The sequence below is a fragment of the Neorhizobium alkalisoli genome (genome assembly GCF_007829835.1).
Taxonomy (GTDB): domain Bacteria; phylum Pseudomonadota; class Alphaproteobacteria; order Rhizobiales; family Rhizobiaceae; genus Neorhizobium.
Window position 1 is genome coordinate 351,321 of record NZ_VIWP01000005.1, and the last position, 15,745, is coordinate 367,065.

Genomic DNA, 15,745 nt, shown 5'->3' on the forward strand with positions numbered 1-15,745 from the left:
TGGATTTTTCCGGATCAGGCTCCGGATATGAAATTCTGATGCGGGGCGTGTGGCCGCCTGGCGGTCCTGCCCTAAATGGATGGCGAAGAGAAAAGATCCCGATCTTTCGACATGACATCCGGCCCTCTTCTGCACTAAGAAGTGCAAGGCACTCCAGTTAAATGGAGGCGCCTCCGTTTAAACTAGCGACTTGCACGACCCCGTCAAGCCCCGATATCCGCCGGAGAGAGATCTTGGACTCGGCCGAGCCCAAAAAACCAGATGAGGCATCCGTGCAGGAAAGCGAGCCGGCACCCGCAAAAATGCGGGCCGATGCGCGCCGCAACCGCGACAAGTTGATCGAGGTCGCAGCCATCGCCTTTGCGGAAAAGGGTGTCGAAACCTCTCTGGAAGATATCGCCAGACGCGCCGGCGTCGGCATCGGCACGCTCTATCGGCATTTTCCGACCCGCGAACATCTGGTCGAGGTCGTCTATCGGCGTGAGTTGAAGAGCCTCGCCGATGCCGCGACGGAACTTGCCGCGATCTATCCGGCCGACAAGGCACTGGAAGAATGGATGCGGCGTTTCGTTGGTTACATCGCCGCCAAGCGCGGCATGGCCGGTAGCCTGAAAATCCTGATGACCTCCAATTCCGCCATGTTCGCCGAAGGGTCTGGCATGATCCGCACGGCTTTCGGCAGCCTTTTGCAGGCAGCGCGGGAAAAGCAATTGATCCGCGACGATATCGATCAAGCAGACCTGATGCACGCGCTCTCCAGCGTCTATTCCATGCCCGACACGCCGGAATGGCGCGACCGCTCGCACCGCCTGATCGGCCTGTTGATGGACGGGCTGTGCGTCCGAAATTGATCTTTCCGCAATTGCCCGCAGAAGGCCCGCCCCCTATCGTCACCGCATCTGAAACGGATGCGTGAGATAATGGACTCGGCAAAAACACCAGAAATCGGTTTTGATATCCCGGCTGCAATCGGCATGCGGGTTGAAGAAATCCAGACGCCTGCCCTGATCATCGACCTCGACGCTTTCGAGCGCAATGTCGCCCGGATGAAGCAGTTTTCCGAGACGATGGGCGTCAGCCTGCGCGCCCATGCCAAGACCCACAAATCGGCGGATATCGCGCTTTACCAGATGGCGGAAGGTGGTGCCGTCGGCATTTGCTGCCAAAAAGTGTCGGAAGCCGAGGCGTTGATCCGTGGTGGCCTGACGGATGTGCTGATTGCCAACGAGGTGACGGATCCCAAAAAGATCGATCGTCTGGCGCGGCTGGCAAAATTCGCCCGCATCTCGGTTTGCGTCGATGATGCCTCAGTCGTCGCGGCCCTGTCCGCTGCCGCTGTCCGTCATGGCGTGAGGCTCGATATTCTGGTGGAGATCGATTGCGGCGCAAGGCGCTGCGGCACGGCACCCGGCGTGCCGGCCGCGGAACTCGGCCGCATTGTCTCAGCCGCCGAAAACCTCGAGCTCGCCGGCATCCAGGCCTATCACGGCGGTGCCCAGCATATTTACGACCCCGCAAAACGACGCGTCGAAATCGACCGGGTGGTGGCTCTCGTGCGCGACACGGTCGATCATTTCGAACAGGCCGGTCTTCAATGCCGCTCCGTCACCGGCGCCGGCACGGGGACCTATAATCTCGAAGCCATGTCCGGCCTCTATACGGAGATCCAGCCCGGCTCCTACATTTTTATGGATGCCGATTACGCCCGTGTCGGCGCAACGGATGGCAATGGCACGATCGGCGGCTTCGAACACGCGCTTTTCGTGCTGACCTCCGTCATGAGCAAGCCGGCTTCCGGCCGCGCCGTCTGCGATGCGGGACTGAAGACCCATTCGATCGACAGCGGCCTGCCCTTCGTTTTTGACCGCGACGGCGTGACCTATGTCGATGCCTCAGATGAGCATGGCAATCTGGACGATCCGGACGATGTGCTTGCTCTCAACGACAGGCTCCGCCTTGTGCCCGGCCATTGTGATCCGACCTGTAACCTTCATGATTGCTTTGTCGGCGTGCGTGATGGGGTGGTTGAGACGCTCTGGCCGGTGACGGCGCGGGGGAAGGTTTATTGAAGACAGAGATCTTCGGTTGCCCCTCACCCTAACCCTCTCCCCGCAAGCGGGGAGAGGGGACGTGCCCCAATTGAGGCAGGGAGAGTGCGGCATATCCCTTCTCCCCGTCAGAACGGGGAGAAGGTGCCGGCAGGCGGATGAGGGGCCATCGCGCACCGCAAACTTCACCCAACAAAAACAACTGTTGATTTCAAAAACAATTGTTGCGAAACCCTCCTCATGCCGAGGACACCGCGATGGACGACCTGACCCCGCAGGAAACTGCCGTTCTTGATATCATCAGAAAAGATCCCTTTGCCGGCCAGCAGGAGATTGCCGATGCGCTGGGCGTCGCCCGCTCGACGGTTGCGGCCCATATCGTGCAGCTTATGCAAAAAGGCCATGTGCTTGGCCGCGGTTATGTCATGCCCTCACCCTCGCGCGCCGTCTGCATCGGCGGTGCGGTGCTGGACCGCAAATATCACGCCCGCCAGGAACTGGTTCTGCGCACATCCAATCCGGTAGACGGCAGCCGCAGCATGGGCGGGGTCGCCCGCAATGTCGCCGAAAATCTCTCCCGTCTCGGCACCGACACGGCCTTCGTCTCGATCGTCGGTGACGATGAGGGCGGCCGCACGCTGATCGCATACATGCGCGAGCGCGGTATCGACGTGAGCCAGGTGATCGTCTCGACCGAACGGCCGACCGCCGAATATGCGGCCATTCTCGACAAAAGCGGCGACCTGATGCTTGGCATTGCCGATATGAGCATATTCGACCTGTTCCGCCCGGATCATATCGACCGCGTCTGGCCACATCTCGCCTCGGCAAGCTGGGTGTTTTCCGACTGCAATCCCTCGGCCGAGACATTGGCCGCGCTCATCTCCCGCCGCCGTGACGCCCGGTTCAAGCTAGCGATCGACGCCGTCTCGACCGTAAAGGCTGCCCGCCTGCCAAAAGACCTTAATGGCATCGACCTGCTGTTCATGAATATCGACGAGGCGAATGTCATTCTCGGGCGAACCGGCCGCGACACGATCGGCGACGCCAGCGAGGCGGCACTGGCTCTGCAACAGGCCGGCGCCGTGGCAACGGTTGTCACCATGGGCGCCGATGGCATCGCCGTCGCCGGGCCGGATGGCGCAAAGACTTTTGCCGCGGTCAGGGCGAATTCGGTCGATATGACCGGCGCCGGTGACGCGATGATTGCCGGCACGCTGTCGCGCGTGATTGCCGGCGACGACATCTATACCGCCGCCCGCACCGGCGCTCTGGTCGGCACGCTCACCACCGAAAGCGAGGCGAGCGTGCATCCCGACCTCTCCGAAACCTTTTTGCAGGCGCATATGCACCGCCTGTCCGATTTGACCTGAGATCGACAAGATCGACCCGAAAGGAAAACTTGATGTCCCTGTTGAAGCCAAAGCTCAGCCCGGAAGTTGCCGATGCCCTCGCCTCCGGCGGTGCCATCGTGGCGCTGGAATCGACCATCATCACCCATGGTATGCCCTACCCCGCCAATCTCGAAACCGCACTCGGCGTCGAGGCGGTCGTGCGTGAAAACGGCGCGGTGCCGGCCACCATCGCCGTCATCGATGGCGAGCTGCGCGCCGGCCTCGAGCGCGACGAGCTGGAAAAGCTCGCCCAGGCAAAGGGCGTGGTTAAGGCTTCCGGCCGCGATCTCGCCGTCGCCATGGTGCGCGGCCAGACGGCCGGCACGACGGTTTCGGCCACCATGCTGCTGGCCGATCTCGCTGGCATCGACATTTTTGCGACCGGCGGCGTCGGCGGCGTGCATCGCGGCGCCGAGCAGACCTTTGATATCTCCGCCGACCTGACCGAACTCGGCCGTACCAAGACCGCCGTCGTCTGCGCCGGTGTGAAATCCATCCTCGATATCGCCAAGACGCTGGAATATCTGGAAACCCAGCGTGTGCCGGTCATTGCCTACGGCACCGAGGACTTTCCGGCCTTCTTCACGCGGCAGAGCGGTTACAAGGCCGACCATCGTCTCGATACGGCTGAAGAGATCGCCAGGGCCATGTTTCTGCACCACCAGCTCGGCACCGGCACCGGCCTCCTGATCGCCAACCCGATCCCGGAAGCGGCCGCCCTGACCCACGACTTCATCGACGGCACGATTGCCGATGCCGTCCGTGAAGCCGAGGAGCGTGGTATCGGCCGCAAGGAACTGACGCCCTTTTTGCTCGCCCGTATCAACGAATTGTCCAAGGGCGAGAGCCTGAAGGCGAATATCGAGCTGGTGCGCAACAATGCCCGGCTGGCGGCGAAGATGGCTGTCGCTTATGCGGCGTTGAAGAAGCAGTAAGTTTGAGGGGGCAGCCGCGCCCTCCCAACAATCTCTCCCCTTGTGGGGGAGATGTCACGAAGTGACAGAGGGGGATGGGCAACGGCGCGGCAGATTCAAGGTCAAATACGGGCGTGGGGTTTCCCCCTCTGCCCTGCCGGGCATCTCCCCCACAAGGGGGGAGATCGGCTAGCGGCACTCCCTCCACCCGTCAGCGATCGCCCTCAAGCGAACTCCAAGCCCCACCGTTTCCTCATGGCAGACCGTCCGAAAAACCAATTGAGGCACGGATAAGTTTACGCGATCGTGACGCTTTCGGCATGGACGAAACGGCAAACCGCGCCATTTTGTGCCCCATTGGAATTTTGGGCCACTCCCCGTGGCCCCGACTGATCTTGGAGACTTTTCATGGATTTGCGTGGCAAGACGCTCTCCGCTTCCGGCTTTCATGCACCGGAACGCGGCAGGATAGACGTTCTTGACGATGTTCTGTTCGACATTTCCGACGATGGCATCATCACCGCCGTGCATCGCCATGGCGATCCGAACTACCGCACGATCCGCGAAGCACGTGATCTCGCAGGCCAGATCGTGACGCTGCCCAAGGGCACATACATTCTCCCCGGTTTCGTCGATCTGCATGTGCATGCCCCGCAATATCCGCAGCTGGGCGCCGCCCTCGACCAGCCGCTCGAAACTTGGTTGACGCAATATACCTTTCCGCTCGAGGCCCGTTACCAGGACCTCGCTTTTGCAAAGCGTGCCTACAGCCTCCTCGTCGAAGACCTTCTCGCTGGCGGCACAACGACGGCACTCTATTTCGCGACCATCCATCAGGAGGCAACCCGCGCGCTCGCCGATATCTGTCTCGAAAAAGGCCAGCGCGCCCTGATCGGCAAGATCGCGATGGACAATCCCGACGAGTGTCCGGAGGACTATCGCGACGCCTCGCCGGAAGCCGCACTCGAAGGCACCCGCGATTTCATCGATTATCTGCGCGCCCATCCGGACAATGCCGATGGCCGCGTTCTGCCGGTCGTCACCCCGCGCTTTATCCCGTCGTGCACCGATGCGACGCTGGAAGGTCTTGGCGAAATCGTCCGCCGCTGCGGCTGTCACGTCCAGACCCATTGCTCGGAGAGCGACTGGGCGCATGCCTATGCGCTGAAACGCTACGGCAAGACGGACACGGAAATGCTCGATCATTTCGGCCTGCTCACACGCAAAACCGTTTTGGCGCATGCGAATTTCCTGACCGATGACGACATGGACCTCGTGAAGGCCAGAGAAGCGGCGGTCGCCCATTGCCCGCTGTCCAACGCTTATTTTGCCAATGCGGTTTTCCCGCTGAAGGCGGCGCTGGACAAAGGCATGCATGTCGGCCTCGGCACCGATATTTCCGGCGGCCCGAGCGCCTCCATGCTGGAAAATGCCCGCAGTGCCGTGCTGGTTTCCCGGATGTTGGACAGCGGTACCGATCCGAAGCTTCCGGCTGGTGAGCGCTCGGCGAATACCGGATCGCAGATCGATTTCCGCGACGCCTTCTATATTGCCACGACCGGCGGCGGCATTGCGCTCGACCTGCCGATCGGCCGGCTCGAGCCGGGCTTCAAGTTCGATGCAGTCGCCATCGACACCCGCGCCGACAAGGGCACAATCCGTCTCTGGGACGAGTTCGATACGGGCGAGGCCATTCTCCAGAAGATCGTCTACACCGCCTCGCGCGCCAACGTCTCCTCCGTCTGGATCGGCGGCGCGAAGCTGCGCTGATTTTCCGCTGTATATAATGACAAGAAAAAGGGCCGCTTTTCAGGCTGAGCGGCCCTTTTTCCAATCCTCCGACAGGGAACGATCGGCGGATTATTTCGTGCCCGGAATGGTGTCCTTGTAATAGGACGAGTAGCTGCTGCGCAGCCGTTCCGGTGCGCCCGGATCGGCATATTTGCGCAGGTCGCCCATCTCGGTCTTGTTGAGGATGACGCCCACCGTTTTTGCGGCGATCTGCGGTTCGGCCTGCATGACGCTCTGCACTGCCTTGACCGGCGTCACACCCCATTCAGTCACGAAGACGAAACCGTCGACATAGGGTTCGAACGCCTTGGCATCGATGACCGGGATCAGCGGCGCAAGGTCAACGATGATGACATCGAACGAGTCCTTCACGCTTTCGAGGAACTGGCTCATGCCGGACGAGGCAAGCAGTTCGCTCGTATGGGCGAATTGCCGGCTGCGGGTCGTCATCGGCAGGATCGTCAGGCGCGAGCGGCGATCGACGCGGGCGGCGGCCGTCCACGGCACCTTCTGTAGCACGACGTCGATCAGGCCGACTTCCGGCTCGCTTGCCAGCATCTTGCTGAGGCCGGGATTGCGCAGGTCGGCATCGATGACCAGCGTGCGCACGCCATTGGCCGAAATCAGGCCGGCAAGATTGGCGGCGACCATCGACTTGCCTTCACCCGGAAGACAAGAAACGACGCCGATCACCGAACATTTGCGATCCTGCAGAACGATATCGCAGGCAAGTTTCGCATTGCGCAGCGTTTCGGAAAACTGCGAGCGCGGCGCTTCGACGGCGATCCGCATCTTGCGGCGGAAGGAGATCGGATCGCCTTCCGGCACAGCGGTGCCTACCGGCGCTTCGGGCGTGTTCGGCCCGGCCGGATTGTCCTCCGCCTGGGCATTGCCGATCTTCGGCAGATAACCGAGGAAGCGCATGCCGAGTTTTTCCTGCACATCGGCGCCGGTGCGGAAAAAGCGCTCGCGGAATTCCAGAAGAGCTGCAATCGCGCCACCGATCAGCAAGCCGAGCACGACGGAGAGCGCCATGGTCAGCGTCTTGCGCGGGCTGGAAGGCGAGGTCGGCAGGCCGGCATCGGAAATGATGCGCGCCTTGGCGATCGGCAGCGACTGCAGCTGCGATGCCTGCTCGAAACGGCTGAGATAGGACTGATACAGCGTCTTCAGCGCATCAGCCTTCTGCTGCAACTCCTGCAGCTTGACCATCGAGACATTGGCTTCCTGGTTATGCCCGGCAACACGGTCGATGTTTTCACGCAGCGATTTCTCGCGTGTCTGGGCAAGTGCCAGTTCATTGGAAAAACTGCCGGTCAGCTGCTGCAATTCGCGCAGGATCTGTTGCGAAAGGTCCTTCTTTTCCGCATCGAGCGCGACGGCCTGCGGATGATCGGCACCATATTGCTGGACGATGCCCTGCTGGCGGTCATTGACGGTGATATAGCGCTTGCGCAGGTCCTGCAGCACCGTGTTGTCGGTATCGCGATTGGCGACCACGGCATTTTTCACGGCCTCTTCCGGCCCCTTGTCGATGATCTCCCTGTACTGATTATAGCGTGCCGAAGCCGTCGCGACATCGGCCTGGGCGGCAATCAGCTGGCTGTTCAGATCCGAAAGCTGCTGGGCGGACAGAAGTTCGCCGCGGGGCGAGACGAGCTTGTTGTCGCGCTTGTATTGTTCGACGGCAAGCGACGCTTCCTGCGCCCGCGTGTTGAGATCCGTCAGCCGCTCCTGCAGCCAGACGGAAGCCCGCTCGGTGGCATCGAAATTGGCGTTCAATTGCTCGGTCAGATAGGAATTCGCATAGGTGCGGGTGATGCTCGCGGCAAGCTGCGCCGTCGGCGCGCGAACGGAAAGCGCGATGACGGAACTGCGGCCAGTCCGCTCGACGGTGATTGCCTGCTGCAAAATGGCGCCTGCCTTTTCACGGCGGCCGGCCAGAACCTGGGCCTCGGTCGGTGGCGGGCTGCCGGGCGAAAGCAGCGAAACCAGACCACTGATCGCGCCCTTGACGAGATCGGCCGCGCCCTTCGGCGGATCGACCAGCGCATCGACCTGATCGTATTTGCCTTTGTCGACAACGCTGAGCGCCAAAGCCTTCGACTTCAGGATCTCGACGGCACTCGACATGCGGTTGTCGACCTGCTGGGCGCTTTGGGCATCCGGCTGGTCTTCCGCGTAGCGCGAGAGATTTTCGTCGATCAGGATCTGCGTCTGGGCCGTAAAGGTGGGCTTGGCCGTGACCAGATAGAGCCCGGCAAGCACCACCATCACCGCGACGCTGATGACAATGACATTGATCCGGCGCATCGCCGCCGACCACAACTTGTCGAGGTCGATGAAAGTGTCGCTGTCCTTGGCTTCGCTCGGGAATAGAGGCATAGGCCGATAGTTAACCTGGTCCATGTGTATGTCCACGTTTGGAGTGCGTGAAGGAACGGCGAAACTCGGCCGCCGTTCCCCAATTCATGTCGCCTTCGTGCTTCAGGCGGCGCGCTCGGCGCCGTTCATCCGCATTTCGTGCTCGGAAACGAGTTCCTTGACCGACTGGTAGATCTCATTGCCCATATCGGCACGCAGCATGGAAAAGGCGACGTTTGCCTCGATGAAACCGCGCTTGCTGCCGCAATCGAACGTGCGTCCCTTGTAGGGATGGGCATGGAAGGCTTGCGTCTTCAGAAGCCGCTGCATACTGTCCGTCAGCTGGATCTCGTTGCCGGCGCCGCGCTCCTGGCCGGCCAGCAATTCGAAGATTTCCGGCTGCAGGATATAACGACCATTGAGGTAATAGTTCGACGGCGCATCTTCCGGCTTCGGCTTTTCGACCATGCCGGTCACCTGGAAACCGTGGCGGACGTTCTGGCCCATCTCGACAACGCCATAGCTCGACGTCTCTTCCGGCGCGCATTGCTCGACTGCAAAGACATTGCCGCCGACTTCTTCGTAGAGTTCCATCAGGCCGGCCATGCACCCCTGCGGACCATAGGAAACCATGTCGGGAAGAAGCAGCGCGAAGGGCTCATCGCCCACCAATTCACGCGCGCACCAGACGGCATGGCCGAGGCCGAGCGGCACCTGCTGGCGGGTGTAGCTGACCGTGCCGGCAAGCGGCAGCATCTTTTCGAGCTGGGTGACCTGCACCGTCTTGCCCGAACGGGTCAGCGTCGCGATCAGCTCAGGCGCGCTGTCGAAATAGTCCTCGATCGCCGTCTTGTTGCGGCTGGTGACGAAGATGATGTTCTCGATTCCCGCCTGCATGGCTTCATCGACCGCATATTGAACAACCGGCCTGTCGACGATCGTCAGCATTTCCTTCGGCATAGCCTTGGTTGCCGGCAGGAAGCGGGTGCCGTTGCCTGCAACGGGGATAACCGCTTTTCGTACTGGTCTCATGTCCATTTCCCTCGTCCTTTTCTGGGGTGGCGCCCCGCCGCCCCGATCGGATTTCAGTTGACGCCGGCTGCTTTTGACAGACGACGCATGCGAGCGACGATCGGCATCCGCAGGTGTTTTAGGGCCCGTGGATTGTCGATCGCCGTTTTCAGGAAGCCGCCAACGGATTTTTTCTTGATCTCGTCGACAAGCGTAAGGAAGGAAGCAGCCTCAAGAATGCTGCGGGTACGGCGGCGCTGGGCCGCCATGGCTTTCGGGTCGAGCCGGTAGCGCGCAAGAAAGGTCTCGTCGCCCTCCAGCATCGCATCGAGATGCTGCGGTTTCAGAACGCGCGAAATCGAGCCGTGGCGCAGATGATAGACGTAACCGGCCGAAGGTTCGATGGCGCAACGCCCGCCGGCCGCGAGCGCCGAAGCGAGAAGGATATAATCCTCGCCGATCCGCAAAGTCTCATCGAAGCGCAGAGCGTGCAGTTCCAGAAAATCGCGGCGAAAGACCGGCTTCATGTAGCCGAAATTGAAGGTCGTGTTGAAGATGACGTTGGAGGCGATGAAATCCGCGAGTTCCATGAACGGCCGGCGTTCCAGCACGCCCTTCGGAAACATCGCGCTCGGCGCGCCACCATCGAGCGGAATGACGTCGATATTGTCGACGACGATCTCGGCATCGTCCCGCTCGGCGCGGGCTATCATCACCTGCAGCCGGTTTGGATGGATCGTGTCGTCGGAATCGAGTACGGCGATCCAGCGGCCACGGGCTGCGGCAAATCCGGCATTGCGGGCAGCCGCCGGGCCACGATTGACGGACTGGGCGATCAGCTTCACCCGCGGATCGGCATTATTGCCGACAATCTCGCGTGTCGCATCCGTCGAGCAATCGTCGATGACCAACACCTCGACCGTGACGCCGACTTGCGCCAGCGCGCTTTCGATCGCCTCGCCGATCGTGTCGGCCGCATTGTAGGCGGCCATCACGAACGTGACGTCGGGCATGATCTGAGCGCTCGGAACGGACATGTTCATGCCGCCTCCGCCACGCCATACTGGCGGATCTCACGCATGCCGAGCGTGCCCATGACAGAGCCGGCATGCAGCGCGGCGCGCAAGGCATAACGGTTGCGCTTCACCGGAAAGGCGGCGAGCGCCCCGGTGAGCGCCGCGCAATAACCGAGCTTCAGCGAAGCCATGACCGTCGCCTTGATTCGCGCCATGCCCGGCTTGCGGGCGGCAACGATACGGCCATGGGTCTGGCCGGACCGGAAGCGGCGTTTCGCCAGCCAGCCAAAACTTGCGCGCTTGGCCGGCACCGGCTCGAGCAGCAGCGCATCCGGCGCAAACTCGATCCGGCCACCGCTTTCGGTCAGCTGGGTGAAGAAATGCGTATCCTCACCACCACTCTGGCCGAGCGAAAGCGCGAAACGACGGGCTTCCACATGTGGCGAGCGCATGTCGAGCAGCACGTTGCAGGTATAACCCGTCTTGATCGTGCCATTCACCCAGACCGGCATGGTCGAGTGGAAATCGCCATGGCGCATCCAGGCGGCGCTCTTTTCGTCATAGACGGCACGGACAGGCCCGAGAACCGCATCCGCCCCGGTCTTGCGCGCCTTGTCGATCAGGGCGACCAGCCATTCCGGACCGGCCGTCTCGTCGTCGTCGATGAAGGCGAGATAATCGGCACTGCATTCGGAAAGGCAGGCATTGCGGGCAATCGAGATATTCGATTTCGGGCAATGCACATAACGGATCGGGAAAGGTGAGATTTCCCGCAGGCCATCGACCAGACCACGTGCACTCGGGCTCGCATCGTTATCCGCCACGATCAGGCTGATCGCGACATTGGCCGGCATGTCGAGCGCGAACAGCGAGCGGAGCGTCTCTTCGAGCTCCGGCCGGCGAAACGTGCAGATGCCGATATCGATACGGGTCACGTCTTCACCCATCAGGCGGCCCTCTTCGGTCTGATGCCGATCAGTTCCAGCCAGAAGCCGGCCGACCAGGCGAAATGCATGATCATCGCGGAAATGGCGGCAAGCGGCCCGAACCGGTTGCCCTGCCCCACCATCATCCAGAATCCGTAACCGATGCAGGCGACGGCCCAGATCGCGACCGGAATGGCAGCCCACCAGTAAAGCAGTGCAAACAGGGCGATGATGGCGACGGGCGCCACGCCGAGCGGGATCGCCTGCCGTATTTTCGGAATGGAGCGGTGCTTCATCAGATTTCTTGCGCGGCCCCGGCCATAACCGAGATATTGCCGAAACAGTGCCACAGCGCTCGAACGCGGGTAATAGGTCATGTAGGTGTTGCTAGTCATCCAGATGCGGAACCCGGCCTTGCGCAGGCGAAAATCGAGTTCTGCATCCTCGTTGTGGCTAAAGCTTTCATCATAACCGCCGACGGCACGGTAGGCGGCGATGCGCATCAACGCGTGGTGGCCGTGGTCAACCCATTCGCCGCCGCCGCCGGCCCGGTGTTTCGAGCCGCCATTGCCGAGTTTCGAATTCTGGGCAATGGCCGTCGCCTTCTGGAAAGTGCCGAAACCGACCGTCTCCATGCCGACCACGACCGAATCCGCATCGAGCGCAATCGCTTCGGACAGCGGGCTTTCGCAATAATTGTCGGGATAGTCGCCATGCGCGTCGATGCGGATCAGATAGTCGAAATCGTCGCCGAACCGCTGGACGGCCAGATTGATCGCGGCACTCTGGATCTTCTTCGCATTGCCGATCAACACGATGCCGGGAATATCCTCCGACACTTTTGAAACGATATCCTGCGTGCCGTCGCGGCTGCCGCCATCGGCGACGACGATCAGCGCATCCATTCCCTGGCGTTGAACATCCAGCTTGCGCAAAAGCGGATCGATCGTCGCCGCCTCGTTAAGGCAGGGGATGACGATCAGCACCCGCGGCAGAACAACGGGGACGGGCGAAATTTCTTCTTGGGCATTCGAAGGATCACGCGACACTTTAATCACCTCACGACTGCAGGGTTGAAACGGCCGACATGGGCGCCGGCGATGGAATGTTGCGGTTGAGCGATGCGAGCTTGCCGACAAGCGCCCGGCAATCGGCCTGGCTCGTCACCCACTGGCCGCGATCGACGGCAGCAAGGCGAGCGAAGGCATCGGCATAACGCTCCCCGGTCATCGCGGAAAACAGCTGGTCGAGCGCATCAGGCGTCGCGTAATCGAGCAGGAAGCCGATATCGCGCTGGGCGACAAAACGTCCGGTCTCGGTGGTCGAAAGCGCGATCGGCACGGCGCCATGCAAACCGCCTTCGTAAAGCCGGTTCGGCAGCAACCATTCCGAATTCAGGCCTTCCTCGAAAAAGTCGATCGCCCAGGTGAACTGCACCTCGCCATAGATCGAGGCGAGATCCTCCGGGTTGCGATAGGCCCCTTCGAAACGGACGAAAGGTGCCGCATTCACCTGCGCATGAAAATCGGCAAATTCGCTATAAGCCGGCCGGCCACGAATGATGACCTCCACCCTGCCCTGCATGCGCTTTGCAAATTCGGTCAGGATATTCAGCGACTTGGCGCAACGGATCGCGCCGAACCAGCCGATCCGCCAAGGTTCGCCCTCTGCCGGCGAACGCGGCGCGGGGGCTACATCCGGCATGTCTGAGCCGAGCGCCAAAACCTTGTTTTCGAGCAGGAGGACAGGCAGATCCAGCCCCGAAAGCGGCTTGAAGAAGTTTTCGACAAAGGCCGGAGAGCTGGTGATCAGCAGCTTGGCGGGCTTGGCGAAATGCCGCTGCACGGCGCGCATCAGCCGGCCCTTGAAACCTTCGTCGAGCAGAAGGCGGTGAATGTCGAGACATTCGTAAACGACCGGCACATCGCCGCCAAAGATAGCCGAAGCCTTGCCGGCCAGAGCCAGCATTTCGAGATTGCGGGCGATGATGACATGCGGCGTCGGAATGCCGGCAAGCTTTTTGGCAAGCTGCATGCGGGCGGAAAGAACCGCCTGGATACGCTGCTTGAAACGCGCATCGGCCGTCTCGCCGAGGTTGATCGAGATGACATCGGGTTCTTCAACCAGCAGATTGCCTGCCCGCTGAAAACCGGCGACGGTCACGGAAGCGCCGCCGGTCTTCAGCGTCAGCACGCGCCGTCTGATGGCAGCGTCTGCGAGATTGTGAGCCAGATAGAGGACATGCAATGTCAAATCGTCCAACTCCCTCTTCGAGCCAAAAGGCCCTTGAAACTTCGTCGGGCGACGAGCCGCTGATGCGGCTCAGTCGAGCGTGCAGAGCACGGATTGCGGAAAACGGCATTCCTCGCCGAGCGCCGTATAGGCGATCCGGTCGATGGACATGGTGGTGGGTGCGGAATAGGCGAACGTGCCCATCCAGCCCTTCAGCGTATCGGTGCCCCAGAGGCTCAAAAAGATCTTCTGGGCGTTCGTGGGGATCTTCGTCTTGTCCGTCACGTCCTGAACCATCTTGCCGTTGACGAAATAGCGCAGGCGATCCGGCTCCCAGATGAAGGCGTAGTCGTTGAAACCCTTGTCGGCACCGCCGGCGACGGGAATGACCTTTTCGTTCTTGCCCTTGCCGTCGATATACTGATTGACCTGGACGTTGTCGGCATTCTTGCCGAGCACTTCGAAGTCGATCTCGTCCCAGGGCTTCTTGTCGGTCGGGCCGATATAGCTGAAGAAGGCCGAGTTCAGCCCGGTCCCCTCTGCAGCCTTCATCCGCACCTCATAGGTGCCGTAACCAAAGCGCTGCTTGGTCTGGATCTCGCCGCAGACATACTGCCGGTCCTTGGTCTGGCGCTGTTCGAGCGTCAGCTGCAGGTTACCGCCTTCCGCCCTCACCTGCTTCTGCGACCAGGTGCAGTTCTGGTGCGCGCCATTGTTCCAGCCGTCCGAGACGAACCAGAAGGAACGGTCGAGACTGTCGAAATTCTCGACGAAGGATTTGCCCGTCGCGCCGTCGGGACCGGGCGTTTTGTCCTGTGCCTGAACCTGCAGAGTCGTCGCGACAAGCGCGAAGGCTGCGAGGGTGACCTGGCAGGTCAGCTGAATATGTCTGGCGATTGCCGTCATGTTTCACCTTTTCTGTTGGGTCGCGAGTGATTTGTCGGTGCCGGCAAAGGCTTGAGAGCCGGCCGGCCTGACAGTCTGGGCAAGTTTTGCCTTACGCCCGCGGCTGCCGGTCAGAATTTCGTAAAAAGCCGACAGCCGGCGCGCGAAAAAATTGTTCGAGAAAACCAGGATCGTCAGCGTCAGCGCGACGGCGCCGAAATAGAAGACCGGATAGAGGCTGTCATCGATAAGCCGGTTCCAGACCATCCACATCACCACCAGCAGCGGGTAATGCGCGCAGAAAATCCAGAAGCTGAGGCTGCCGGTGGCGGCCAGCCGCTGGCCGATCCGCAGGCGGATGATCAGCGCCGACATCAGCCAGAAACCGGCCGCACCAACGATGGCAAGCGTATTGCGCGCCAGATCGAGGACCCAGGGAAAATCGGGACCGTTGCGATAGAGGCCGACCGAAAGCGCGAGCGCTGCGATCAGGACCAGAACCGTACCGGGCACGGCGAACCGGTCCAGCGCATCAAGCCTGCGCTTGTTCAGCGCCAGGAAGATGCCGAGCGTGAACGAGAACGGGATGGAGCTCTTGATGAACGGGAACACCGGAATATCCGGCAATGCCGCCACCACGAAGAGTGCTGCCAGAACCGGCCCCGGAAAACGGCGCACGAGAGCGGCAAGCACCGGCGACAGCACGATGCAAAGCATCAGGTCGCGCAGAAAATAGAGCGGAATGTTGATCGGCATCGTTTCGGTGGAGAAGGCCTGGCTTGCCAGTTCCCGCGGCGAGGAATGCCACAGGTCCGGGAAATAGCCGATGCCCATTCCGGCCCGCTGCACGACGAGAACAGCGCAGAAAAGGCCGAGATTCCACAACAGGAACGGCAGAAGCACAGTCTTCGCCTTCGACTGCAACACTTTGGCATAGTCGAACGCATCCCAGCCACGCCGGAACAGCAGATATCCCGAAATGACGCTGAGGCACGGCACCCCGATCCGAAACAGGCTATCGCCAAGCAAGACGCGCAGCCAGTCGAAGGCACCATTCAGCCCCAGAAAGGGACTTGTCTCGGGATCGAACGGCACATGTACGAAGACGATGCCGGAGATCAAAAATATACGCATCAAATTGATACGGGAGGAAATGTTCTGGTC

The 15,745-nt window shown here is 61.1% G+C and carries 13 protein-coding genes; 5 read left to right on the forward strand and 8 right to left on the reverse strand.

Features of this window, described 5'->3' with window-relative positions:
* The first annotated feature begins 302 nt into the window (after positions 1 to 302).
* From FHW37_RS20830 to guaD, 5 genes are all read left to right on the forward strand, one after another.
* The gene (locus FHW37_RS20830; RefSeq protein WP_145640172.1) at positions 303 to 851 is read left to right on the forward strand and encodes a TetR/AcrR family transcriptional regulator; all 549 of its coding nucleotides are present in this window, start codon (positions 303 to 305) and stop codon (positions 849 to 851) included.
* A 69-nt stretch (positions 852 to 920) separates the two neighbouring features.
* Positions 921 to 2,069: a DSD1 family PLP-dependent enzyme gene (locus FHW37_RS20835; RefSeq protein WP_145639862.1), complete on the forward strand. Its 1,149-nt coding sequence runs from the start codon at positions 921 to 923 to the stop codon at positions 2,067 to 2,069.
* A 236-nt stretch (positions 2,070 to 2,305) separates the two neighbouring features.
* Positions 2,306 to 3,421 (forward strand): PfkB family carbohydrate kinase, encoded by a 1,116-nt coding sequence (locus FHW37_RS20840; protein ID WP_145639864.1) that lies wholly within the window; start codon positions 2,306 to 2,308, stop codon positions 3,419 to 3,421.
* A gap of 32 nt (positions 3,422 to 3,453) precedes the next feature.
* Entirely contained in the window at positions 3,454 to 4,377 is a 924-nt protein-coding gene (locus FHW37_RS20845; RefSeq protein ID WP_145639865.1) for a pseudouridine-5'-phosphate glycosidase, read from the forward strand.
* A gap of 387 nt (positions 4,378 to 4,764) precedes the next feature.
* The gene (gene guaD, locus FHW37_RS20850; protein ID WP_145639867.1) at positions 4,765 to 6,126 is read left to right on the forward strand and encodes a guanine deaminase; all 1,362 of its coding nucleotides are present in this window, start codon (positions 4,765 to 4,767) and stop codon (positions 6,124 to 6,126) included.
* A gap of 90 nt (positions 6,127 to 6,216) precedes the next feature.
* Here guaD and FHW37_RS20855 read toward each other — a convergent pair whose 3' ends face one another.
* The 8 genes from FHW37_RS20855 to FHW37_RS20890 all read right to left on the reverse strand — a co-directional run bounded on the left by FHW37_RS20855 (position 6,217) and on the right by FHW37_RS20890 (position 15,715).
* Positions 6,217 to 8,556: a Wzz/FepE/Etk N-terminal domain-containing protein gene (locus FHW37_RS20855; RefSeq protein WP_145639869.1), complete on the reverse strand. Its 2,340-nt coding sequence runs from the start codon at positions 8,554 to 8,556 to the stop codon at positions 6,217 to 6,219.
* Positions 8,557 to 8,634: 78 nt separating this feature from the next.
* Positions 8,635 to 9,549: a UTP--glucose-1-phosphate uridylyltransferase gene (locus FHW37_RS20860; RefSeq protein WP_145639871.1), complete on the reverse strand. Its 915-nt coding sequence runs from the start codon at positions 9,547 to 9,549 to the stop codon at positions 8,635 to 8,637.
* 47 nt (positions 9,550 to 9,596) lie between these two features.
* Positions 9,597 to 10,559, reverse strand: a complete 963-nt coding sequence (locus FHW37_RS20865) for a glycosyltransferase family 2 protein (protein WP_145640174.1) — start codon at positions 10,557 to 10,559, stop codon at positions 9,597 to 9,599.
* Positions 10,560 to 10,561: 2 nt separating this feature from the next.
* The gene (locus tag FHW37_RS20870) at positions 10,562 to 11,485 is read right to left on the reverse strand and encodes a glycosyltransferase (protein ID WP_145639872.1); all 924 of its coding nucleotides are present in this window, start codon (positions 11,483 to 11,485) and stop codon (positions 10,562 to 10,564) included.
* Entirely contained in the window at positions 11,485 to 12,513 is a 1,029-nt protein-coding gene (locus FHW37_RS20875; RefSeq protein ID WP_281407264.1) for a glycosyltransferase family 2 protein, read from the reverse strand. The genes FHW37_RS20870 and FHW37_RS20875 overlap by 1 nt, the downstream gene beginning before the upstream one ends.
* Positions 12,514 to 12,523: 10 nt before the next feature.
* The gene (locus FHW37_RS20880; RefSeq protein WP_145639876.1) at positions 12,524 to 13,717 is read right to left on the reverse strand and encodes a glycosyltransferase family 4 protein; all 1,194 of its coding nucleotides are present in this window, start codon (positions 13,715 to 13,717) and stop codon (positions 12,524 to 12,526) included.
* A 69-nt stretch (positions 13,718 to 13,786) separates the two neighbouring features.
* Positions 13,787 to 14,602 (reverse strand): glycoside hydrolase family 16 protein, encoded by an 816-nt coding sequence (locus FHW37_RS20885; RefSeq protein ID WP_145639878.1) that lies wholly within the window; start codon positions 14,600 to 14,602, stop codon positions 13,787 to 13,789.
* A gap of 3 nt (positions 14,603 to 14,605) precedes the next feature.
* The gene (locus FHW37_RS20890) at positions 14,606 to 15,715 is read right to left on the reverse strand and encodes an acyltransferase family protein (protein ID WP_145639880.1); all 1,110 of its coding nucleotides are present in this window, start codon (positions 15,713 to 15,715) and stop codon (positions 14,606 to 14,608) included.
* Between the last annotated feature and the right edge of the window lie 30 nt (positions 15,716 to 15,745).

Bases quoted from the DNA above. Each gene is read 5' to 3' on its own strand.
- FHW37_RS20830 (WP_145640172.1), top strand. From the start codon at position 303: ATGCGGGCCGATGCGCGCCGCAACCGCGACAAGTTGATCGAGGTCGCA.
- FHW37_RS20835 (WP_145639862.1), top strand. From the start codon at position 921: ATGGACTCGGCAAAAACACCAGAAATCGGTTTTGATATCCCGGCTGCA.
- FHW37_RS20840 (WP_145639864.1), top strand. From the start codon at position 2,306: ATGGACGACCTGACCCCGCAGGAAACTGCCGTTCTTGATATCATCAGA.
- FHW37_RS20845 (WP_145639865.1), top strand. From the start codon at position 3,454: ATGTCCCTGTTGAAGCCAAAGCTCAGCCCGGAAGTTGCCGATGCCCTC.
- guaD (WP_145639867.1), top strand. From the start codon at position 4,765: ATGGATTTGCGTGGCAAGACGCTCTCCGCTTCCGGCTTTCATGCACCG.
- FHW37_RS20855 (WP_145639869.1), bottom strand. From the start codon at position 8,556: ATGGACCAGGTTAACTATCGGCCTATGCCTCTATTCCCGAGCGAAGCC.
- FHW37_RS20860 (WP_145639871.1), bottom strand. From the start codon at position 9,549: ATGGACATGAGACCAGTACGAAAAGCGGTTATCCCCGTTGCAGGCAAC.
- FHW37_RS20865 (WP_145640174.1), bottom strand. From the start codon at position 10,559: ATGTCCGTTCCGAGCGCTCAGATCATGCCCGACGTCACGTTCGTGATG.
- FHW37_RS20870 (WP_145639872.1), bottom strand. From the start codon at position 11,485: ATGGGTGAAGACGTGACCCGTATCGATATCGGCATCTGCACGTTTCGC.
- FHW37_RS20885 (WP_145639878.1), bottom strand. From the start codon at position 14,602: ATGACGGCAATCGCCAGACATATTCAGCTGACCTGCCAGGTCACCCTC.
- FHW37_RS20890 (WP_145639880.1), bottom strand. From the start codon at position 15,715: ATGCGTATATTTTTGATCTCCGGCATCGTCTTCGTACATGTGCCGTTC.